Source organism: Gemmatimonadota bacterium (genome assembly GCA_016720805.1).
Lineage (GTDB): Bacteria > Gemmatimonadota > Gemmatimonadetes > Gemmatimonadales > GWC2-71-9 > Palsa-1233.
Genome location: JADKJZ010000011.1, coordinates 1 through 21,615, shown reverse-complemented (window position 1 = coordinate 21,615; position 21,615 = coordinate 1). Strand labels below are relative to the sequence as shown.

20 protein-coding genes are annotated in these 21,615 nt (G+C 68.6%); 5 read left to right on the top strand and 15 right to left on the bottom strand.

Annotated features, from left to right (window positions below):
- Window positions 1-7 precede the first annotated feature (7 nt).
- The 8 genes from IPP98_09380 to IPP98_09345 form a co-directional block, all read right to left on the bottom strand.
- Complete coding sequence (locus IPP98_09380; protein ID MBL0179320.1) at window positions 8-766, bottom strand: sulfite exporter TauE/SafE family protein; 759 nt, start codon at window positions 764-766, stop codon at window positions 8-10.
- A complete protein-coding gene (locus IPP98_09375; GenBank protein MBL0179319.1) occupies window positions 763-1,302 on the bottom strand; it encodes a FixH family protein in 540 nt (179 codons plus the stop codon). Before IPP98_09375 ends, IPP98_09380 begins: the two co-directional genes overlap by 4 nt.
- Complete coding sequence (gene ccoG, locus IPP98_09370) at window positions 1,299-2,696, bottom strand: cytochrome c oxidase accessory protein CcoG (GenBank protein ID MBL0179318.1); 1,398 nt, start codon at window positions 2,694-2,696, stop codon at window positions 1,299-1,301. Before ccoG ends, IPP98_09375 begins: the two co-directional genes overlap by 4 nt.
- Window positions 2,693-3,247 (bottom strand): c-type cytochrome, encoded by a 555-nt coding sequence (locus IPP98_09365; GenBank protein MBL0179317.1) that lies wholly within the window; start codon window positions 3,245-3,247, stop codon window positions 2,693-2,695. The genes ccoG and IPP98_09365 overlap by 4 nt, the downstream gene beginning before the upstream one ends.
- Window positions 3,240-3,446, bottom strand: a complete 207-nt coding sequence (locus IPP98_09360) for a cbb3-type cytochrome c oxidase subunit 3 (protein ID MBL0179316.1) — start codon at window positions 3,444-3,446, stop codon at window positions 3,240-3,242. The genes IPP98_09365 and IPP98_09360 overlap by 8 nt, the downstream gene beginning before the upstream one ends.
- Window positions 3,443-5,662 carry a cytochrome-c oxidase, cbb3-type subunit I gene (ccoN, locus tag IPP98_09355; protein ID MBL0179315.1) on the bottom strand — a complete coding sequence of 740 codons (2,220 nt, stop codon included), beginning with the start codon at window positions 5,660-5,662 and terminating at the stop codon, window positions 3,443-3,445. The genes IPP98_09360 and ccoN overlap by 4 nt, the downstream gene beginning before the upstream one ends.
- 150 nt (window positions 5,663-5,812) lie before the next feature.
- On the bottom strand, window positions 5,813-7,744 hold the full coding sequence (locus tag IPP98_09350) for an ABC-F family ATP-binding cassette domain-containing protein (GenBank protein ID MBL0179314.1): 1,932 nt from the start codon (window positions 7,742-7,744) through the stop codon (window positions 5,813-5,815).
- Between the two features lie 106 nt (window positions 7,745-7,850).
- The gene (locus tag IPP98_09345; protein MBL0179313.1) at window positions 7,851-8,552 is read right to left on the bottom strand and encodes a hypothetical protein; all 702 of its coding nucleotides are present in this window, start codon (window positions 8,550-8,552) and stop codon (window positions 7,851-7,853) included.
- A 134-nt stretch (window positions 8,553-8,686) separates the two neighbouring features.
- On the opposite strand from IPP98_09345, the gene IPP98_09340 reads away from it, so the two are divergent.
- Entirely contained in the window at window positions 8,687-10,162 is a 1,476-nt protein-coding gene (locus tag IPP98_09340; protein MBL0179312.1) for a YdiU family protein, read from the top strand.
- A 162-nt stretch (window positions 10,163-10,324) separates the two neighbouring features.
- Here the strand turns inward: IPP98_09340 and IPP98_09335 are convergent, their stop codons facing one another.
- Window positions 10,325-11,929 carry a peptide chain release factor 3 gene (locus tag IPP98_09335; GenBank protein MBL0179311.1) on the bottom strand — a complete coding sequence of 535 codons (1,605 nt, stop codon included), beginning with the start codon at window positions 11,927-11,929 and terminating at the stop codon, window positions 10,325-10,327.
- A gap of 62 nt (window positions 11,930-11,991) precedes the next feature.
- Between IPP98_09335 and IPP98_09330 the strand changes: the two genes are divergently transcribed.
- A complete protein-coding gene (locus tag IPP98_09330; protein ID MBL0179310.1) occupies window positions 11,992-12,441 on the top strand; it encodes a vitamin K epoxide reductase family protein in 450 nt (149 codons plus the stop codon).
- A 60-nt stretch (window positions 12,442-12,501) separates the two neighbouring features.
- On the opposite strand, the gene IPP98_09325 is transcribed toward IPP98_09330, so the two are convergent.
- From IPP98_09325 to IPP98_09310, 4 genes are all read right to left on the bottom strand, one after another.
- Window positions 12,502-13,743, bottom strand: a complete 1,242-nt coding sequence (locus IPP98_09325; protein MBL0179309.1) for an MFS transporter — start codon at window positions 13,741-13,743, stop codon at window positions 12,502-12,504.
- Between the two features lie 140 nt (window positions 13,744-13,883).
- Window positions 13,884-14,483 (bottom strand): hypothetical protein, encoded by a 600-nt coding sequence (locus IPP98_09320; protein ID MBL0179308.1) that lies wholly within the window; start codon window positions 14,481-14,483, stop codon window positions 13,884-13,886.
- Between the two features lie 896 nt (window positions 14,484-15,379).
- On the bottom strand, window positions 15,380-15,925 hold the full coding sequence (locus tag IPP98_09315; protein MBL0179307.1) for a DoxX family protein: 546 nt from the start codon (window positions 15,923-15,925) through the stop codon (window positions 15,380-15,382).
- A 120-nt stretch (window positions 15,926-16,045) separates the two neighbouring features.
- Window positions 16,046-16,537, bottom strand: coding sequence for a MarR family transcriptional regulator (locus IPP98_09310; GenBank protein MBL0179306.1), 492 nt, complete (start codon window positions 16,535-16,537; stop codon window positions 16,046-16,048).
- 135 nt (window positions 16,538-16,672) lie between these two features.
- On the opposite strand from IPP98_09310, the gene IPP98_09305 reads away from it, so the two are divergent.
- Window positions 16,673-17,419: a sulfite exporter TauE/SafE family protein gene (locus IPP98_09305; protein MBL0179305.1), complete on the top strand. Its 747-nt coding sequence runs from the start codon at window positions 16,673-16,675 to the stop codon at window positions 17,417-17,419.
- Between the two features lie 24 nt (window positions 17,420-17,443).
- Window positions 17,444-18,820 carry an MBL fold metallo-hydrolase gene (locus tag IPP98_09300; protein ID MBL0179304.1) on the top strand — a complete coding sequence of 459 codons (1,377 nt, stop codon included), beginning with the start codon at window positions 17,444-17,446 and terminating at the stop codon, window positions 18,818-18,820.
- On the opposite strand, the gene IPP98_09295 is transcribed toward IPP98_09300, so the two are convergent.
- Window positions 18,768-20,459 carry a L,D-transpeptidase family protein gene (locus tag IPP98_09295; protein ID MBL0179303.1) on the bottom strand — a complete coding sequence of 564 codons (1,692 nt, stop codon included), beginning with the start codon at window positions 20,457-20,459 and terminating at the stop codon, window positions 18,768-18,770. The two genes, IPP98_09300 and IPP98_09295, sit on opposite strands and share 53 nt — an antisense overlap.
- A gap of 105 nt (window positions 20,460-20,564) precedes the next feature.
- Between IPP98_09295 and IPP98_09290 the strand changes: the two genes are divergently transcribed.
- A complete protein-coding gene (locus IPP98_09290) occupies window positions 20,565-21,056 on the top strand; it encodes a hypothetical protein (protein MBL0179302.1) in 492 nt (163 codons plus the stop codon).
- Between the two features lie 81 nt (window positions 21,057-21,137).
- Here the strand turns inward: IPP98_09290 and IPP98_09285 are convergent.
- The coding region (locus IPP98_09285; GenBank protein MBL0179301.1) for a M1 family peptidase at window positions 21,138-21,615 on the bottom strand (478 nt) is incomplete at its 5' end.

Sequence of the window (21,615 nt, the reverse complement as noted above, 5' to 3'; positions counted from 1 at the left end):
GGAGCGGTCAGTGGTGGTGCACAGGAGGTGCGGCCGACGCGGTCGGCGCGGCAGCAGCCACCGGCACCGAGGGCATCACCCGGTGCAACCAGTGCGCTGCGGGGACGAGATCGAGATGCGAGGCCAGTGAGAGCATGCCGAGGAGCAGGATGGTGGCGGCACTCGCCATCGGCAGGCGTGCACGCCACGTCCCGGCGAGCTGTTGCAGGCCCACGCCGACGGCAAGCATCATCGGCAGCGTCCCGAGCCAGAAAACCGCCATCAGGGTGGCACCCTGCCACGGCGTGCCGGTGCCGGCGGCCGTCACCACGAACGCGTAGAGCCAGCCACACGGCAGCAGCGTGGTGAAGAGCCCGGTAGCCGCCGCTCGCACCACCGGCGGGCGGTCCATCAGTCGGTGGAGGACACTTCCCATCGCTCGCTGCCACGCCGCCGGCGGCCGCACCGGCTTCACCGACGCCCCGCTGGCGATCAACAGGGCATGGGCGCCCCACACCACGAGCAGCACCGCGGTGGCGATTGCGGCGACGTGCTGCACCCCGGCGAGCGTGCCAGCCCGTTCGAGGCCGGCGCCGAGCAGTCCGGCGACGGTGCCGAGGAGGAGGTAGGCCGCCAGCCGACCGACGTTGTACGCTGCGTGCGCGTTGCGGCTCTCGCGCCACGTGCTGCCCGCCGGGGCATAGAGACAGGTGAACGCCCCGCACATCGCGGCACAATGGACGCTGCCGAGCAGCGATGCCACCAGCACCGCGAGGGCGAAGGTCACTTCGGCGCGTCCCCGGGCCGCGCGGTCACCACCGTGGCCACGGCGGTGGTCGAGGCATCGAGCCGCAGGTTCTCGGTGAAGCGATCGGTGCCGCGCACGGCGGCGAGACGCAACTCCCAGAGCCCGGCGCGGTTGATCAGGCCAGCCGTGGCATACTCGCCCGGCTCGCCGGTGGCCATGAGCGTGGCGCGCGCGACCTCGCCGGCATACGCGATCGGCATCGCCTCCAGCGTCACGGCGGCGCCAATCACCGGCTCGCCTGCGGCGGTGTGCAGGGTGACCACGAGGGTGTCACGGCCGCCCGCGCGTACCGCGCCGAGGCTGGGCGATACCACCCAGCCCAGCGCAGCGTTGCGGCCATCCTGGGCCATCGTGGAATCCCAGCCGATCGCCTTCTGGTAGTAGTTCGATTCCACCGCGAAGTGTCGATCGCCGCCGGCCAGACGCACCAGCACCACGCCCAGGACAACGTTGCCGAGCAACGCCGCGGTGATCATCGTCGGCCAGATCCGTTCCTTCGAGAAGGGCGACTTCATGGCGTACTGCCGGCGGCCGCGACCGGGCCGAGGAGGTTGAACGGCGTGTCCCTGGTGAAGCCCGCGCCCGCGGTGATCCGGATCGTCACGTCATGCTTGCCGTTCACGAAGGCACTCCGGGGCAGCAGGATGAAGAGCGACGTGGTCCGCAGGTCGTTGGCCTTGACCGTCAGCGGGCTTTCCGGGGCGATCACTTCGCCGGCGTCGGCGCCGAGCACGGTGATGGTGTACACCTGTTCCGTTCGGCTCCGGTTGCCGACCCGCACACGCACCTGGTTGGCCACCCGACCATCGGGCTCGACGCGGAACGGTTCGGCCTGACTGCGCAACACGGTGATGTCGGCCGCCGGACGGGTGCCCAGCGAGTAGAGGAAGCCACCGAAGAAGAGCGTCAGCGCCAGCGGATAGAGCACCACGCGCGTGCGCAGCATGTGCTTCGGCTGGCCGGCGAGGGCATCCTGCGAACTGTAGCGGATCAGCCCCTTCGGCTTGCCGACCTGCGTCATGATGGCGTCGCAGGCATCGATGCACTGGGTGCAGTGGACGCATTCCATCTGCAGTCCGTTGCGGATGTCGATCCCGGTCGGGCAGGTGGTGACACAGGCCCCGCAGTCGATGCAGTCGCCGGCGTCGGCGGGACGCGGCTTGGCGTGGCCCCGCGGTTCCCCACGCACATAATCGTAGGCGACGATCACCGACTGCTTGTCCAGCAACACCGACTGCCAGCGGCCGTAGGGGCAGGCGATCAGGCAGGTCTGCTCCCGGAACCAGGTGAAGTCGGTGAAGATCATCGCGGTCGTGAACGCCATCACGATGAAGGGCGTCGGGTGCTGCGCGGGTGAGAGTCGCACCCACCGCTCGAGCGCCTCGACGCCAACGAAGTAGGCGAGGAAGGTGTGCGCCAGCAGGAGCGAGAGGGCCAGGTAGACCGCGTACTTGGCGAGGCGACGCGGATGGAAGTGGGACCGCTTCCGGTCGAGCTGGAGCGAGCCGCTCCGGCCGCCCTCGAAGAGGCGCTCGATGGGCCGGTAGAGGAACTCGAGGTAGACGGTCTGCGGACAGGCCCAGCCGCACCAGACGCGGCCGAAGAGCGCCGAGAAGAGGAAGATGGCGATCACCACCGAGCCGAGCAGCAGCATGAGCAGCAGCGTGTCGGTCGGCAGGAAGGTGGTACCGAGGATCGTGAACTGGCGACGCGGCACGTCCAGCAGGATCGCCGGCAGTCCGTGGATGCGGACGTGCGGGATCCCGATGAAGACGACCATCAGGACATACGCCACGATCCGCCGACGCGTGAACCACGCGCCAGCGGCAGGCTTCGGACGGATCCAGTTGCGCGATCCGTCCTCGTTCAACGTCGGCAAGACACGGCCACTCGCGGCCGGGGCGGTCATCGGGGTTCCACGACTCCTTCTGCAACTTTCGGTTTGGCGGGCGTGGTGCCGTGCAGGGACCAGACATAGCTGGTCACGTGCTCCACGTCCTCGGGCTTGAGCATCTGGCCCCAGGCCGGCATCCCCTTCGCGAGGACACCGTCAACGATGGTGGTGTGGATCTTGTCGATCGTGCCACCATGAATCCACGAGTCGTCCGTGAGGTTCGGCCCGATCAGGCCGCCGCCGTCCGCCGCGTGACAGGCCACACAGTTCTTGGTGAAGACTTCCTTCCCTTCCTCGACGCTCTTCGGGTCGGCGGCCATCGCCAGCAACTGTTCGGGCGTCACCGTCGACGCCACCACCGGATGCTCGGCGGCCGCCGTCGCCATCGCCGCCTGATACTCGGCCTGCCGCCCCTTCCCTTCACCAATGCCGAAGACATTGAAGTAGTACAACACCGCGTAGATGATCGTCAGCCAGAAGGTGGTCACCCACCAGGCCGGCATCGGATTGTCGTACTCCTGAATCCCGTCGTAGCTGTGCTCGATCAGGCGATCCTGGTCACTCATGGGACGCTCCTGCGGAAGGACTGGACGGCGTCGTCGGCGCGTCGTCGAGGGGAAGCCGGGCGGCCGCCTGCCAGCGGAGGCGCGCCGAGGGGCGGAAGACCCACCAGGCGATGCCGAGGAAGGAGGCCAGAAAGAGGACCAGGGCCACCTCGGCGTAGCTCGAGAGCCCCGCGTTGCTCATCAGGTCGGTGAGGCTCATGGCGCCCGTCCCGCGGCGGCGACAGCCGGTGCCGACTTGATGTCACGGCCGAGGCGCTGCATGTAGGCGACGATCGCGATCACCTCGCGATCGGCCAGTCCGGCCGGTCCACCCGACCGCTCGACCTCGGCGGCCAGCTCGGCGGCCTGCGCCTTCGCCATCGGCACGGCGTTGTTGATCGCATCGCCGTACGGCACGCCGAGCATCGCCATCGCATCGACGCGCTTGGGAATCACGTCCCAGTCGATCGTGTTGGTCGCGAAGTGGGCATAGGCCGGCATGATCGACTTCGCCGCCAGCTCGCGCGGGTTGGCGAAGTGCCGCACGTGCCAGAGGTTGGGATACTTCCCGCCCTCGCGCGCCAGATCCGGCCCGATGCGGCGCGAGCCCCAGAGGAACGGATGCTCGTACACCGACTCGCCCGGCTTGGAATATTCGCCATACCGCTCCGTCTCGTAGCGGAGCGGGCGGATCTGCTGCGAATGGCAGTTGAAGCAGCCTTCGCGAATGTACATGTCGCGCCCGTAGAGCTCGAGCGGCGTGTACGGCTTCACCGACGCGATCGTCGGCACGTTCGCCTTGATCAGGAAGGTCGGCAGGATTTCGAAGAGCGACGCGACCACGACCGCCAGCACGACCAGCACCGTGAAGAAGACCGGCATCCGCTCCCACCGGCGGTGGTAGCGCATCGCGCGGATCCGGCCGATCACGCCCTCACCCGCCGGCACGTGCGTCGGCTCCGGCACGTACGCCTTCGCGAGCGGCGCGGCCCGGATCACCGGAACCTCGTAGGTCGTCGGCCGTGCGCGCCACGTCATCAGGATGTTCCAGCCGAAGAGCAGCATGCCGACGATGTAGAGCGACCCGCCCACGACGCGCACCCAGTACATCGGCATCAGCTTGGCGACCGTCTCGACGAAGTCCGGATACATCAGGCGACCGGTCTCGTCGAAGGCACGCCACATCAGCCCCTGCGTCACGCCGGCGCTGTAGATCGCCACGACGTACAGGATGATGCCGAAGGTCGCGATCCAGAAGTGGAGCCCCGCCAGCTTCTTCGAGTGCAGCGGCGCCTGGAAGAGGCGCGGCAGCAGCCAGTAGACCATGCCGAAGGTGAGGAAGCCGTTCCAGCCGAGGGCGCCGGTGTGGACGTGGGCGATGATCCAGTCGGTGTAGTGGGCCAGGGCGTTGACGCTCTTGATCGAGAGCATCGGGCCCTCGAACGTCGACATGCCGTACGCCGTGATGCCGACGACGAAGAACTTGAGGATCGGGTCATCCACGACCTTGTGCCAGCCGCCGCGCAGCGTGAGCAGGCCGTTGATCATGCCGCCCCAGCTCGGCGCCCAGAGCATCACCGAGAAGATCATCCCGAGGGTCGACGCCCACTCCGGCAACGCCGTGTAGTGGAGGTGGTGCGGCCCGGCCCAGATGTAGAGGAAGACCAGCGACCAGAAGTGCAGGATCGACAGCCGGTACGAGAACACCGGCCCCCCCGCCGCCTTCGGCATGAAGTAGTACATCAGCCCGAGGAACGGCGTCGTCAGGAAGAAGGCGACGGCGTTGTGGCCGTACCACCACTGCATGAAGGCGTCCTGCACGCCGGCGTAGATCGAGTAGCTCTTGAAGGCGCCAGCCGGAACCGAGAGGTTGTTGAAGATGTGCAGCACCGCGACGGTCACGATCGAGGCGACGTAGAACCAGATCGCCACGTAGAGGTGCCGTTCGCGCCGCTTGACCATCGTCCCGACGAAGTTCACCGCGAAGGCCACCCACACCACGGCGATCGCGATGTCGATCGGCCATTCGAGTTCGGCGTACTCCTTGGCCTGGGTCATCCCGAGCGGCAGCGTGATCGCGGCCGCGACGATGATCGCCTGCCAGCCCCAGAAATGAAAATTGCTGAGGGCGTCGGAGAACATCCGCGTCTTCAGCAATCGTTGCGACGAGTAGTAGCAGCCGCAGAAGAACGCGTTGCCGGCGAAGGCGAAGATCACCGCGTTGGTGTGGAGAGGGCGGAGCCGGCCGAACGACGTGATCGGCAGTCCGAGATTGAAAGCGGGATCGGCGAGCTGCAGGGCGATCAGCAGCCCCACGATCATTCCGATCAGGCCCCAGACGAAGCAGGCAACGAGAAATTTGCGGACGATGGCATCATCGTACGTGAATTCGTCCAGCACCGCTCCCGATCCTGCACCCGACACAGCTGCACTCATACCCGCGCCTCCCGACCTCGTGATTGATCCCTGCCTCGCACCTGGATAACTCCAAGGAACGATTGCAGTGTAACGGGTCGGGATTCAGCCTGCCACCAAGTAAAACAGTCGGAATTGGGAAACCCCGATCAAACGATGGAGTGGCCTCTTTCAGGGGCGATCGAGTGCCGCAATCGCCGCTTCCCACGCCGACATCGCCTCGTCCAGCTTCCGACGCTCGGCGTCCCTCGCCGCCGTCAGGGTGCTGATCCCCCCCCGGTCGGTGCCGCCGTACAGCGCCGGGTCGCCCAGGGAGGCCTCGAGGGCAGCCAGCTCCCCCTCGTGCTTCGCCACCAGCGCCTCGGCCTCCTCGACCGCCCGCTCCCGCGCGCGCCGCCGCTTGGCCTCCTCCGCCGAGGCATCCTTCGGCGGCGGGGCACTGTGTCGGGCGGCCGCCCGACGCTTCGTCTCGGCCTCGGCGGCGAGCCGCGCCGTGCGGCGCGAGCCGGCATCGGCCTCCCACTCGTCGAAGCGACCGGGATAGTCATACAGCATCCCGTCCTCGAACGCCCAGATGCGCGTCGCCAGCTGCTGCAGCAGCGCGCGGTCGTGGGAGACCAGCAGTACCGAGCCGTCATAGCCCGAAATGGCGTCTTCGAGCGCCTCGATCGATTCGACGTCGAGGTGGTTGGTCGGCTCGTCGAAGACCAGCAGGTTGGCATCGGCCAGCATCATCAACGCGAGGGCCACGCGCGCCCGCTCGCCACCCGAGAGCGACCCGGCCCGACGCAACACGCTGTCGCCCGAGAAATCGAAGCGGCCCAGGTGCCCCTGGATCTGGCCGCGCGTCCACATCGCCCGCCGATCGGCGATCAGGTCGTAGAGCGACTTCTGCGGGTCGACGTCACCGAGGTCCTGGCGATAGTACGCCACGCGCGTCGCCGGCATGATGCGCACGGCGCCGCCCTCGGCCGGCCGTTCACCAAGCAGCGTCTTGAGCAGCGTCGACTTCCCGGCGCCGTTCGGACCCACCAGTCCGACGCGGTCGCCACGCCGGAGAATGCCCGACCACGGCCGCAGCAGCGTGCGGCCTTCCACGGCCACCTCGAGCTTCTCCGCGGCCAGCACCTGATCGCCGCCACGATCACCAGCGGTGAACGAGACCGACATCGCCCCTTCCTCGCCCGGCGGCGGCGTCAGCCGCGGCACCCGCTCCAGCCGCTTGCGCCGCCCCTTGGCCTGCGACGAGTTGCCGCCGGCGATGTTGCGCCGGATGAAGTCCTCCTCGGCGGCGATCTTCGAGTCCTGCTTCCGGAAGGCGCGCATCGCCGCGCTGCGGCGCTCGGCACGCTGCTCGATGAATTCCGAGTAGCCGCACTCGTACACCGACGCGCTCTTCGCCTCGAGATGCAGCACGTGATCGACCACCGCATCGAGGAAGGCACGGTCGTGGGAGATCAGCAGGACCGCCTCGTCGATGCTCTTCAGGTACTCCTCGAGCCAGCGCGCCGTGGCGATGTCGAGGTGGTTGGTCGGTTCGTCGAGGATCAGCAGGTCGGCCGGGGCGGCGAGCTGTCCCGCGAGCGCCAGGCGACCGCGCTCACCCCCCGAGAGCGAGGCGACGTCACGCGTGCGGGACACCTCGGGGTCGAAGCCGAGGCCGGCGAGCACGGCATCGACGCGAGCGGCCGCGGCGTAGCCTCCCTCGCGCTCGAAGCGCTCGAGGTCGTGGGAATACTTGTCGAGCTGGGCCTGCGTCAGCGCGTCGCCGGCGGTGCCGAGGGCGTCGGCCTGCACGGCGAGATCGCGCTCCAGCGCGAAGAGCTCCTTGAAGCCAAGTGCCGCGGCATCCCACACCGTCTTCTCGCCGCCCAGGTCGCGGTACTGGTCCATCACCGCGACCCGGAGCCCGCTGATCCGCGCCATGCTGCCGCGGTCCGGCGCGCGCTTGCCGGTGACGATGTCCATCAGGGTGGTCTTGCCGCTCCCGTTCCGGCCGATGATGCCCCAGCGGTCCCCTTCCATCACGGTGAAGGTGATGTCCTGGAAGAGCGTGTCCGCGCCGAAGATGACGGCGAGACTGGAGGCGGAAAGCAGCGTCATGACACCCTATCACACGAAGAAGGCAAACGGCCGCGCCGGGCACACAAAGCGCTCCCGGCCGGGATTCCGGCCGGGAGCATAACACCATCGGCGGGCTGTGGGAGAATCAGTGCCCGGTGGACGTCGCCTTGGCGGTGGTCTTGCCGTCGATCTTGACCGTCCCGCCGTTCTCGCCGCCCTGGATGTCGACGATCAGCTTGCCGGTCTTCGGGTCCCGAATCTGGATCCGCCCGCCGGAGTCGCTGCCCTGGATATCAACGACCTGCTCGCCGTTGATCTTGATGTTGACGTTGCCGGCGCTGTCCCGACGGGAGACCGTGTCGTTCGCCTGACCATCGGTGCCGTTCCGCAGGTCCTCCGCGACGGAGCTCGGGAGCATCAGGCGATGGCGCTGGCCCGACGGCTTGAAGGTGATGGTGCCGAACTGGACCAGATCGGCAAAGCCGCTGTCCGCCTCGGTGAGGCAGGCGAAGTGCATCTTGTTGTCGATCTGCTTGGCATCGGTGACCGTCAGCTCGCAGTTGGCGAACCGCTCGACGTCGACGCTGTCATTCAGCGTGATCGTCAGCTCGAAGCCCTCGATCCGGTCCGGCGCGCTGCGCTGGACCTGCAACCGCTGCAGCGATCCGAGCTTCAGGTCGTTGATCCGGAACGGCGCGCCGAGCATCGGAATGGTCAGCGTCGAGGAGGTGTTCGCGATCTCGCCGACCTTGCGCTTGCCGGCGTTGACGCCCGAGACGACGATCATCCCGACGAGGAAGATCCCGAGCATCCCGGCCACGATCTTGATCCAGTCTTTCGGTGTCATGCACAACCTCCTGCCTGAGCGGCCCCGGGAGATCCGGAGCGATAGAGAAGGAACGTAGTCAGCGGTCCGGTAGTTTCAAGTCGCAACGTTGCATGAGTGGAACGCCGACTCCCCAACGCGCCTAGTTTTCACCCATGCTTCGCCCCCTGCACGCGCTGACCTGGGACAATCGCTTCGCCTCCCTCCCCGACGCCTTCGGCGAGCGGGTGGGGCCGACGCCGCTCCCCGACCCCTGGCTGGTCGCCTTCAATCCCGACGTCGCCGCCCTGCTCGATCTGGACCCCGCCGCCGCCGACGATCCCGACTTCCTCGCCTGGGTCGCGGGCAACCTGACCCTGCCGGGCACCGACCCGGTCGCGGCGATCTATGCCGGCCATCAGTTCGGCGTCTGGGTGCCGCAACTCGGCGACGGCCGCGCCATCCTCCTCGGCGAGGTCGCCAGCGGCAACCATCAACACTGGGACGTGCAGTTGAAGGGCGCCGGGATGACGCGCTTCTCGCGGATGGGTGACGGCCGCGCGGTGCTCCGCTCCACGATCCGCGAGTACCTCGCGGGCGAGGCGATGCATGGCCTCGGCGTGCCGACCACCCGCGCCCTCGCGATCGCCGGCAGCGATGCCCCGGTGTACCGCGAACGCGCGGAGACCGCGGCCGTCCTCGTACGCGTGGCACCTTCGCACGTGCGCTTCGGCTCCTTCCAGCTCTTCGCATCGCGGAAGCAGACCGACGAGGTGCGGCTCCTCGCCGACCATGTGATCGAGCACCATTTCCCCGAGTGCCTCGCCTTGCCTGTCCAGCAGCGCTACGCCGCGTGGTACCGCGAGATCGTGGACCGGACGGCGCGGCTGATGGCGCAGTGGACCGCGGTGGGCTTCGCGCACGGCGTGATGAACACCGACAACATGTCGATCCTCGGCCTGACGCTCGACTACGGTCCCTACGGCTGGCTGGAGCGCTACGACCCCGGCTTCATCTGCAACCACTCCGACCCGAGCGGGCGGTACGCCTTCGACCAGCAGCCGCGCATCGGTCTCTGGAATTGCGCGCGCCTCGGCGAGGCGCTCTTTCCGCTGGTGGCGCAGGAGCCGGCGCTCGCCGCGCTCGAATCGTATCGGGCCACCTTCGAGGCCACGATGGACACGCTGGTCCGCGCCAAGATCGGCCTGGCACGCCGACTCGACGGCGACGGCGAGCTCGCCAGCGATCTCTTCACGCTCATGCACCGCGCCGGTGCGGACTATACCAGCACCTTCCGCCTCCTCTCGGCGGTCGACGCGAGCCGTCCTGAGACGCTCGTCGCACTCGCCGACGCAGTCGCCGCGCCGGCGCTGCTCGATCCGTGGCTGGAGCGGTGGCTGGCCCGCGTCGCCGACGAGACCGTGCCCGCTGCCCATCGCCGCACCGCGATGGCCGCCGTCAATCCGAAGTACGTGTTGCGGAACTGGATCGCGCAGGAAGTGATCGAGGCCGCGGAGGCGCGCGACACGGCGCCGCTCCAACGGGTGATGACCTTGCTCCGGTCGCCGTACGACGAGCATCCCGGGATGGAGCGATACGCGGTGGGGCCGGCGGAGGGGATGGGGGAGGTGGTGGTGAGTTGTAGCAGTTGAGTCGTTAGTCGTTAGTCGTTAGTCGTTGGTCGTTAGGGTGTGAACACTGTCATCCCGAACGAAGTGAGGGACCTGCGTGCTGGCTGCCACGCAGATCCCTCGCGCTGCTCGGGATGACGGTAATTGAGAGTCTAACGACTAACGACCAATGACTAATGACTCCTACGGCGCCGCCTCCAGGAACTCCAACCCCTCCCCCTTGTTCATCGTGTGCCGCAGCGCCCATTCGTCCTCGAAGAGGATGATCGACTGTCCCTTGGCATCGAAGAGCCGCATGCGGGCGCGTCCCTCGACCATCTGCTCGATCGTCTCCTCGGGGCCGCGGACCCAGCGGGCATGGCGGAAGGGGAGCGGCTCGAGCCGGCACGGCGCGCCGTATTCGTTGAGCAGGCGGAAGATCAGCACGTCGAACTGCAGCATGCCGACGGCGCCGACGATCGGCACCGGTCCGGCAATGGATTCCTGGTAGAACACCTGGACCGCTCCTTCCTCGCCGAGCTGCCGGAGCCCGGTGTCGAGATGCTTGCGGCGGAGCGGATCGGCGATCACCACGCGGGCGAAGTGCTGCGGGGCGAAGCGCGGAATGCCGCTGAAGGCGATGTCGCCCTTGAGCGAGAGCGAATCGGAGACGCGCAGGTTGCCGCGATCGAGGATGCCGATCACGTCGCCCGGGAAGGCCTCCTCGATCTCGGTGCGTTCGCGGGCGAGAAACTGCTGCGGCTGCGCCAGCCGGAGCGTCTTCTTGGTGCGCGCGAGCGTGACGGTCATCCCCGCCTCGAAGCGGCCGGAGCAGACGCGCACGAAGGCGATCCGATCGCGATGCTTCGGATCCATGTTCGCCTGGATCTTGAAGACGAAGCCGGTGAACTCCGGGTCGGTCGGCTGGACCTCACCGCCCCCGTCGATCGGGCGCGGCAACGGCCCCGGCGCCACGGCCAGGAAGTCGTGCAGGAACGGTTCGACGCCGAAGTTGGTGAGCGCCGAGCCGAAGAACATCGGCGAGAGCGTGCCGTTGCGGATCGCCTCCTCGTCCCACGGATGGCCCGCGGCCTCGAGCAGGTCGAGTTCGTTCTGCAGGGTGGCCACGGCCTCGCTGCCGATCGCGTCGGCCAGCGTGCCGTCGCCGAGCGGAATGCGGCGCGTCTCGACCATCGCCGCGCCGTGGTCGCCGCCGCGATCGAAGAGCAGCACCTCGCGCCGGCGGCGATCGGCCACGCCGACGAAGCCGCTCGCCGTGTTCACCGGCCAGGTCACGGGATGGATGTCGATCCCGAGGTCCGTCTCGACGTCGCCGATGAGCTGGAGCGGATCGCCTCCGGGGCGGTCGCACTTGTTGACGAAGGAGAAGATCGGCATCCGGCGCATCTTGCAGACTTCAAAGAGCTGCCGGGTCCGTTCCTCGACGCCGCGACGATTGTCGAGCAGCATCACCGCCGAGTCGGCCGCGACCAGCGTGCGGTAAGTGTCCTCGGAGAAGTCGGCGTGACCGGGGGTGTCGAGCAGGTTGACCTGATAGCCAAGGTATTCGAACTGCATCACGCTCGAGGTCACCGAGATGCCGCGCTGCTGTTCGAGCGCCATCCAGTCCGACGTGGCATGACGTGCGGCGCGGCGCGCCTTGACCGACCCCGCGAGGTGGATCGCACCGCCGTACAGGAGGAGCTTCTCCGTCAGCGTCGTCTTGCCGGCGTCGGGGTGCGAAATGATCGCGAAGGTGCGTCGGCGGGCGATCAATGCCGCCAACGCCTCGGGGGTCAGGTCAGCCATAGGGGGGCAAAGATACCATCCCCACCGTTCCGTCCGGGCGGCCCCGTCGCTAGACTCCGGCCATGTCCGCCCCCGACGATGACGGCCTGACGCCGCGCCACTGGATTGCCCTGACCGCCCTCGTCTCCGGGGTGGTCGCCACGTACCTCCATCTCTGGAAGATCGGCCTCGCCGGCCAACTGGCCTGCACCGCCAATCACGGCTGCGAGATCGCCCAATTCTCGCCCTACGGCTACCTCTTCGGGGTTGACGTCGCCCTGATCGGGGCGGTCGGCTACACCATGGTCTTCATCACGGCGATGATCGGGGTGCAGCCGAAGTGGATCCGCGACCCCCGGACCACGAAGCTGCTGGCGCTGATGGTCTACCCCGCCTTCCTCTTCACGCTGCGCCTCAAGTACGGCGAGTTCATCGTCCTCAAGACCTTCTGCCCCTGGTGCGCGGTCTCGGCGGTGACGATCACGCTGCATAGCATCTTGGTGTGGATGGACTGGAAGCGAGTCAAGGGATGATGGATGATAGATGATGGATGATAGATGATGGATCCTCCACCATCCATCATCCATCATCCATCACCTCCCCACCTCGTCCAGCCTCCCCACCGCTCTCAGCTTCGGCGCCCACCGCCACGTCCCGCCCACGACCGCCAAGGTGACGCCGCCGCCGAGCAGGACGGCGGGGACGGCGCCGATCAGCCGCGCCGCGAGGCCGGACTCGAAGGAGCCGATCTCGTTGCTCGAGCCGACAAAGATCTGATTCACGCTGGTGACCCGTCCCATCAGGTGATTGGGAACGAGCAACTGCAGCAGCGTGGACCGAACCACGACCGAGACCATGTCGGCGGCGCCGGTGAGCACCAGGAAGAGGGTCGACAACCAGAGGGTGCGCGCCAGTCCGAAGCCGATCGTGAAGAGGCCGAACCACGCCACGGCGAAGAGCAGCGCCCGCCCCGCGCGCGGCATCGGTGGCCGCCAGGCCAGCACCAGCGACATCGCGACCGCGCCGACCGCCGGCGCCGCGCGCAACACGCCAAGCCCCCAGGCGCCGACGTGCAGGATGTCGGCCGCGAAGATCGGCAGCAGCGCCACCGCCCCACCGAAGAGCACCGAGAAGAGATCGAGCGTCATCGCACCGAGGAGCACCTGCTGCCCGCGCAGGAAGCGGATTCCCGCGGCGAGTGACTCGCGGATCGGTTCGGCCACCTCGGCAACGGGCGGTGCCCCGCGGAACCGGATCGCGAACAGCGCCACCAGCGCGACCACGATCAGCGACGCGTCGACCAGATAGCTCCCCTGCGCACCGAGCCAGACATTGAGGATCCCGCCGAGCGCCGGACCCACCACGGCACCGAGCTGCCACGTGGTGCTGCGCCACGTCACGGCGTTGGCCTGCACCTCGCGCGTCACCATCGCCGCGGCGAGCGCCGTCCGCGCCGGCTGCAGGAAGGCGCGCGCAACACCACTCACCGCGATCACCAGGTACGCACCGAGGACTCGATGCTCCGCCGCCGCCCCGCTGAGCCCGGCCAGCATCGCCAGCGACAGCGAACACGCCAACAGCGTGCTCGTCGCGAGCAACGCCAGCTTGCGCCGATCCATCCGGTCGGCGACGTGCCCCGCAAAGAGTGCCGTCGCAATGTTGGGGAGCGCCTCGGCCAGCCCGATCAATCCGAGCGCCAGCGGATCGTGGGTGTCGAGGTACATCTGCCACGCGACAACGACGCCCTGGATCTGAATCCCGAGCGTCGTGGTGAAATGGGCCGTCAGGAAGCGGCGGAAGTCCGGCAGCCGGAGGGCGGCCCAGGGGTCGTGCATGGGGGGAAGATAGTCGTTAGTCGTTAGTCGTTAGGCGTTAGGGTGTCATCCCGAGCAGAGCGAGGGATCTGCGTATCAGCCGGCACGCAGGTCCCTCACTTCGTTCGGGATGACGCCATCCACCCCTAACGACCAACGACTCAAGACTTCTTCTTCGGCATCACCAGCTCCAGCACATTCGCCCCGATCCCCACCCTCGCCTCCGCCGGCATCGCCACCAGGAATTCACGCCCGCCGGCGGTGAGCACCGGATAGCGGCGCGCGTACTCGGCGAGCGCCGGCAGGAAGAGGAATTCCGGCAGCGCGATGTCGCGCACCAGCAGCCGCTCGAGGCGGAAGCGCATCACGCCGTTGTCACGCTGCGGCATCGAGAGCTCCGCCATGAACGACGACGTCGAATCGACGAAGGAGAAGATCGGTCCGAGCTCGGCGCGCGCTTCGGGAGGGAAATCCATCAGGCGGCCGCGAATGCGGATGCGGCTGCTGTCGGAGGTGACCAGGAAGGCGAGGGAATCGGAGAATGGCGGGACGCCGAGGCGGGCGAGCAGGTAGGCGGTGAAGTCGCCGACATCGACGCGCCCCTGGGTACTGCGCTTCTCGACGAAGACGGAGTCCACCGTCGCCGAGGCGCGTGTGACCCCGGGCGTCGTGATGCGGGAGCCGTTCGGCGTGATGTTGTCCTGCGCGGCCAGGGGCGTGGTGGCCAGCAGCACGAGGAACGGCAGCATCGAAAGACGCACGGGCGGTGACTCCGGATCAGGGGAAGGGGTGGACGTCACGGTCGGGAGACCCTGCACACGCCGACCCCGCGAATCGACTAGAATCTGTCAGCGTCGCCGTCGAGGCGCCGCCTGACCCCTCGCCGGAGTGCGTTCGATGCGTCGTTGCGTCCTTGCCATCATGCTGCTGTTGGGTGCGGCCACCCCGGCCCGCGCCGACCACGACGACGCCTTCTGGGGCCAGCTCGGGCACCGGATCATCGCTCGGGTGGCCGCGGCGCGGCTGACGCCGGCCGCGCGCCTTGCCGTGCGGGACCTGATTCCGGGTGAAACGCTCGCCTCGGTCGCCTCCTGGGCCGACAGCATTCGCCCCTCGCGGCCCGAAACCGGCCCATGGCACTACGTCAACATCCCGATCTGGGACTCGGTCTATCGGCCGAAGACGGTCTGCCCGGACGGCGCCTGCGTGATCGCCATGCTGGAGAAGGAGATCGCCATCCTGCGCGATCGCTCCAAGCCGCGCAGCGAACGGGCCGAGGCACTGAAGTGGGTGGTGCACCTGATGGGCGACATGCATCAGCCGCTGCATGTCGGCGATCGCGGCGACCGCGGCGGCAACGACGTGAAGCTGACCTGGGCCGGCAAGCCGTGGACGCTGCACTCGATCTGGGACACCGGCCTGTTGGTGGCGACCGGGGTCCCGGAGGAGCGGTTTGTCGTCGAGATCGGCCGCACCCTCGACCAGCGCGGCGATCTCGCGACCCTCACCCGCGGCTCGATCGTGGACTGGGCCATGGAATCCCACGACGTGGCGCGCGATGTGGCCTACCCCTTCCTGCCGACCTCCCTGGACGTCGATCCGAGCTACCTCGCCAAGGTGCGCGTGATCCTCGAGGATCGCGTACTGCGGGCGAGCGTCAGATTGGCGAAGGTGTTGAACGAGGCGCTGGCGAAGGGGGCCGCCCCGCCCCCGCGGGGCGGGGCCCGCCGCGCCCCCCCCCCCCCCCCCCCCCTTTCTTCTTTCCCTTCTTCTTTTTTCCTCCTCCCCCCGTAGCGCCATCCACGCTCCACCGCCCGCTCCCCTTCAGCAGCACGATCAGCGCGAGGCCGACGGCCAGCAGATGCAGCTCGAAGCCGCCGCCCTGCTGCCCGACGAAGAACGAGGCACGGTGCATCATCAGGGCGGCCGTGATCATCTGCACGCCGAGGGCGGCGGCGGCCAGCCGACCGAAGACGCCGAACAGCAACGCGATCCCGCCAATTGATTCCACCGCAATGGCGACGTAGGCGAGCGCCGTCGGGACGCCGACCGACTCCATGAAGCCCACCGTCCCGGCGATGCCGTAGCCGCCGAAGAGACCGGCCGACTTCTGCAGGCCGTGCGGCAGGATGAAGAGCGCCAGGGTGATCCGGGCAATGAACGGGACGATGTCGTTGGTGGTGCGCATCAGCGAGCGGAACATGGCAGCCCTCACGGGAACGAATGAATCGACAGTCAGGAGCGACGACCGGAACTATAGTTGACTAGCGATATGTTGTCAATAACACATATTGGGCAGACCAGAAAAAGCCCCCCAAGCCGATCAGCCGAGGCTCCTCCGGATCGTCGTCAGCAGGGCGTTCAGCTGGCGCAATTCCGCCTCCGAGCAGGCCCCGGCGATGGTTTCCTCCGCCTCGGCCACCGCAGGGTCCAGACGGGCCAGCAGCGCGAGGCCGGCGTCGTTGATCCGGCAGACGACCTGGCGCCGATCGCCGTCGCCGCGGTCCCGAGCCACCAGGCCGGCGTCGTAGAGCTTCTCGACCAGCCGGGTGATTGCGGCCGCGGGGTCGACCATCCGGTCGCGGATCGCGAGCGTCGGCAGCCCCGCCTCGCCGGCGCCGCGGAGGATGCGGAGCACGTTGTACTGTGAGCCGGAGATCCCCTCCGGCGCGAGGAGCGCGGTGGTGAAGCGGTTGATCAGGGAGGCCGTCCGGGCAATGCCGAGAATCGCCTCCTGTCCGGGCGAACGAAACGGCCGCGATTGCTGCAGCTCCTCGAGGAGCGTCCGGCTGCCATCAGGGGGGGGATTGGCCATCCCTGAAAGGACGACCCGTCCTGCCCGATCGTCAACCTGGTGGCGGTCTTGCCTCCCCCCGGGGCGCGGGGTAGCGTACCCGCCTCTGAGGGACCCACCTACCCCGCCCCGAGGTTACTCCTGCAGTTCATCGGCTTGCTCGGATTCGTCGCGGTCGGCCTGGCGCTGGGACTCCTCGGCGGCGGCGGATCGATCCTCGCCGTACCCGTTCTGGTCCACCTGCTGGGGATCGCCCCCGGCGTGGCGGTCCCGATGTCGCTCCCGGTGGTGGGGATCACCGCGGCGGTGGGGGCGTTCAGCCGCTGGCGCGCCGGGCAGCTGCAGCTCCGGACCGTGGCGGGCTTCGCGGCGGTCGCGATGACCTCCTCGTTCCTCGCGGCCCGGCTCGGCACCGGGATCGCCGACACTCCCCGCATGATCCTCTTCGCGGCGACGATGCTCGCTGCGGCGACGGCGATGTGGCGGCGCGCCAACCGGATGGGAGGCGGCGCCCAGCCGACCACCAGCACCGCCAGCGCCTCGCTGCCCCGCATCGTGGCCGCAGCGGCGGCGGTGGGGGTCCTGACGGGGCTGGTGGGGGTGGGTGGTGGCTTCCTCATCGTTCCTGCGCTGAGCGGCGTCCTGGGGCTGCCGATGGCCGCGGCGACGGCGACGTCCCTGGCGGTGATCGCCCTCAACACCGCCTCGGCCGGCGCGGGGTGGATCGGCCAGGTGAGCCTCGACCTGCCGCTCACCGCAGCGGTGACAGCCGCCGGCCTGGTCGGCATGGTGGCCGGAACCCGGCTCGCCCCGCACATCGCCGCTCGCACCCTGACCCGTGCCTTCGCCATACTTCTGCTGCTGCTCGCCACGTTCCTCATGGTGAGTGAACTGCGCCATTGACGTCGTCTTGCCAGGAGTCGTTCGATGCTCGTCCGTCGTTTCTATGATGACCGTCTCGCCCAGGCGTCGTACCTGATCGGCTGCCAGCGCACCGGCGAGGCGATCGTGATCGATCCCGCGCGCGATGTGGCCCAATACCTCGAAGCCGCGGCGCAGGAAGGGGTGCGCATCACCCGCGTCACGGAGACGCACATTCACGCCGACTTCGTCTCGGGCGCCCGCGAGCTCGCGTCGCAGAGCGGCGCCCACCTCCTCCTCTCCGCCGAAGGGGGGAAGGATTGGCAGTACGGGTACGCCGCCGAAGCCGGGGCGACGCTGCTGCACGACAACGACCGGATCGTGATGGGCGGCGTGCGCCTCGATGTCTGGCACACGCCCGGCCACACGCCGGAGCACCTGGTCTTCATCGTGACCGACACCGCGCGCAGCGAGGACCCGGTGGCGATGGTGTCGGGCGACTTCCTCTTCGTCGGAGACGTCGGCCGCCCCGACCTGCTCGAGCGCGCCGCGCATGTGGTGGGGACGATGGAGGCCGGTGGGCGCGACCTCTTCCGGTCGCTGCAGCGCACCGCGTCACTCCCCGATCACCTGCAGATCTGGCCGGGCCATGGCGCCGGCTCTGCCTGCGGCAAGGCGCTCGGCGCGATGCCCACGAGCACGCTGGGCTACGAACGGCGGACCAATTGGGCGTTCGGCATTCACGACGAAGCGGCGTTCGTCGCCTCGGTGCTCGAGGGGCAGCCGTCGCCGCCGACCTACTTCGGCACCATGAAGCGGATCAACCGCGAGGGCGCGCCGCTGCTCGGCGTGCGTGGCGCGCCTGCGGCACTCGCTGCCAGTGCGCTCGCGCAACGGATCGCCGATGGCGTCGTGGTCGACCTCCGCCCGGCGGCCGCATACGCCGCGCAGCATGCCGCCGGCACGCTGAACATCCCGCTCGGCAAGTCGTTCACCACCTGGTCGGGCTGGCTGTTGCGGTACGATCAGGACATCGCGTTGATCGCCCCCGACACGGCTACCGCGTCCGACGCGCAGCGAGCGCTCGCGTCGATCGGCCTCGACCGTGTCGTCGGCGCCTTCGACCTCGATGCGCTGGTGGGGTCACGCGCGACGATCACCAAGGGCGACATCAACGCCGCCGAGACGATGCAGGCGGCCGGGCGCCTGGTGATCGACCTGCGCGAGCCGAATGAGTGGAACGCCGGCCATCTTGACGGCGCCGAGCTGCATCCGCTCGGCACGGTGACGACGACGCTCGACGCGCTGGACCGCACGACGCCGCTTGCCATCCACTGTCAGGCCGGCGCGCGCTCGGCGATCGGCGCGTCGGTGCTGGAGCGGATGGGTTTCACGGACGTGGTGGACCTGACGGCGGGATACGGGGGGCGGTCGACAGGCTGAGCCCGGTCGGTTCCTTCACGTAGGGATAGCCCTTCCGCAGCGCACGATCGAGCGCGCGGTCGTGGCCATAGATGTCACGATAGAAGAACGCTTCGCCTGACTCGCGCACCTCCACCGTCTGGTACACCAGGAAGACGGGGATGCGACTCGTCAGGCGAACCTGCTTGGTGGAGTCGCCTGCCATCGCGGAGTCGACCGTGGCGCTCGGCCACTTCGGTTGGTCGCGCAGCAGGAAAGCGGCAAGGGTTGCCGGCAGCGACACGCGGATGCAGCCGTGCGAGAAGTCGCGACGCACCCGCGCGAAGAGCGCACGAGCCGGCGTGTCGTGCAGGTAGATGTCGGAGCTGTTCGGCATCACGAACTTGACGCGCCCAAGCGAATTCAGCGTGCCGGGCTTCTGCCGGACCGCGACGCCGTAGCCGATCTTCCGGATGAGCGAGTCGGTCGGCACCACGACCTTGCCGCCGACGAGCAGTTCGTACTGTTCCTTCGCGAGGTAGCCGGAGTCGGCGATCGCCTTGGGGCGGATCTCCTCGCGCTGAATCGACGTCGGCACGTTCCACGGCGGCTGGAACTGCACCGCGACGAGGTCGACCGCGAGCAACGGCGTGTCGTGCTTCACCGCGTTCCCCACCACCACATCCATCGTCAGCATTTCCGACTCGGCATCGGTCGGACCGCGGAGCGCGTAGAGGCGGAAGCCGGGGATGTTCACGATGATCGGCGGCGCAGAGAAGACGCGCGGCAACCAGCGCCACCGCTCCAGCGTGAGCTCGATCTGGCGCACCTGCGAGGCGAAGGTCCGCGTCAGACGCAGGCGGGTCGAGTCCCCGATGATGCCATCGGGACCGAAGCCCTGCCGCCGCTGGAAGTGCTTGATCGCCTTGGCGAGCGCGTCGTCGTAGAGGGTGTCGCCGTCGACTGCGCGGTTCACGGCGCTGCTGTCGGTGAGATCGCCGAGCAGCGTGAGCAGGCGGCGGAGCTTCGGGGCACCGGGGTAGGCGGCACCGGGCCGCAGGCCGCGAGGAATATCCGGCAGTGCCGCGAGCGACGAGTCGGCGGCGAGCAGCCGATAGGTCTGCAGCACCGAGACCAGGCGGCGGTAGTGATAGAACGGCGGCTCGAGCGCACGGAGTGCCGGGACCGGATTCGGCGAGGCGGCGAGCGAGACCAGTGTCCCGGGGATGTCGAACGGATCGCGGGCCAGCAGCAGGGTGGCGTGCAGCGCGCGCGGGTCGACGCGGCCGCGGTCGAGCGCCAGGGCGTAGCGCGCGGTGGCGGCGGAGAGGGCCAGATCCCAGACGGCGCGCAGCGAGTCGCTGCGGCCTCCGAGGTTGCCGGCTTCGGCCTCGAGCCAGGTGGCGTCGTAGTCGTCGGGGTCGAGCCCGCGATCACGCGACTCGCGCAGCTCGCGCAGGACCGCCTTGGCCGCAGGTGTCAGGTTCCCGCCACTGCTCCAGAGCGGCCGCCAGCCGTGGCGATCATAGGCGCCGCGGAGCCCCTCACGGACGTCGCCCAGGGTGCCCCACCGCAGACTGCTGACCGCCGGGGCGTCGACGGTCGCCCGGAGCGCCAGCGCGAAGCGGGTGGAGTCGGGCCGTGCGGTGACCATCAGGGCGGCAAGCAGGGGGAGTAGCATGCTGAAAGATACTGCAAACCGAGCGTGGCGATCCCGTTAACGCCACCAGTCTCCGGGCGTCCTCCATGCACCAACGCGGCAGAGCCGCCTGACACGGAGCACCCTATGACGATGCGTCCCTACTTGGCCCTCGCGGCCATCATGATCGCCACCCCGATGGCGGCACAGACCCCTGCTCCGCCGGCCGCCCCCCGTGGCGGGATGGCGCGTGCCCAACTCCCCGATCTGACCGCCGAGCAGCGCACCAAGCTGCGGGCCATCGAAGACAACCAGCGCGCCGCGCGGCGGGCGATGGACGACCAGCGGATCACGGCCAAGCGGAAGCACCAGGACGCGCTGCGCGCGGTCCTGACGCCGGAACAGTTCCAGGCGATGCATGCGCGGAAGGCTGGGAAGGGTCAGGGCCGCGGGCAGGGTCGCGGTCCGGGTGCCGGTGGCCGCCGCGGCGGCGCGATCGGCGCCGCTCCGGTCGGCGGAGCCCCGATGGCCGGCCAGATGGGCGGCCGGGGCCGGGCCGGGGGGCAGATGACCCCGCGCGCGGCACAGGGTCGGCCGATCGGACCACCGCCGGTGCAGGGGCCGCCGAACGAAGGGTGAACGGGAAAAGGTGAGGGGTGAGGGGTCAGGGGGTCGTTCCCCCCTCACTCCTCACCCCTCACCGCAAATCGCCGTTCGCTGTTACGGCTTCGCCGCCGTCCACACGTTGTTGGTGCGGTCAAAATCCACCAGGCGTCCTTCCGGATCGATCTCGACCTTCGAAATCGTCTTGCCGGTGAAGGTGAAGCTGCGCAGGTAGCGCATGCTGTTCAGGCTCCACACCTCGGCCGGGTAGACCAGGTCCTGCGTGGAGTTGTCGCTGAAGGTGAAGCGCGCGCGGATCGGCAGCACGCCGCGGGCGCGGTTGCCGAAGGTGATCTGCGTGGTGCCGTTCGGCCGGGTGACCACCGACTCGATCGCCTGGTCGTAGCGCGCGTTCTCGATGAACCAGCCACGCCAGAACCAGTCGAGGCGGCGACCCGAGGCGTCTTCCATCGTGCGATAGAAGTCGGCGGCGGTCGGGTGCTTGTAGGCCCAGCGGCGGACGTACTCGCGGAACGCCTCGTCGAACGCCTCGGGGCCGAGGATCTCCTGGCGCAGCTGCTGCAGCCCCACGCTC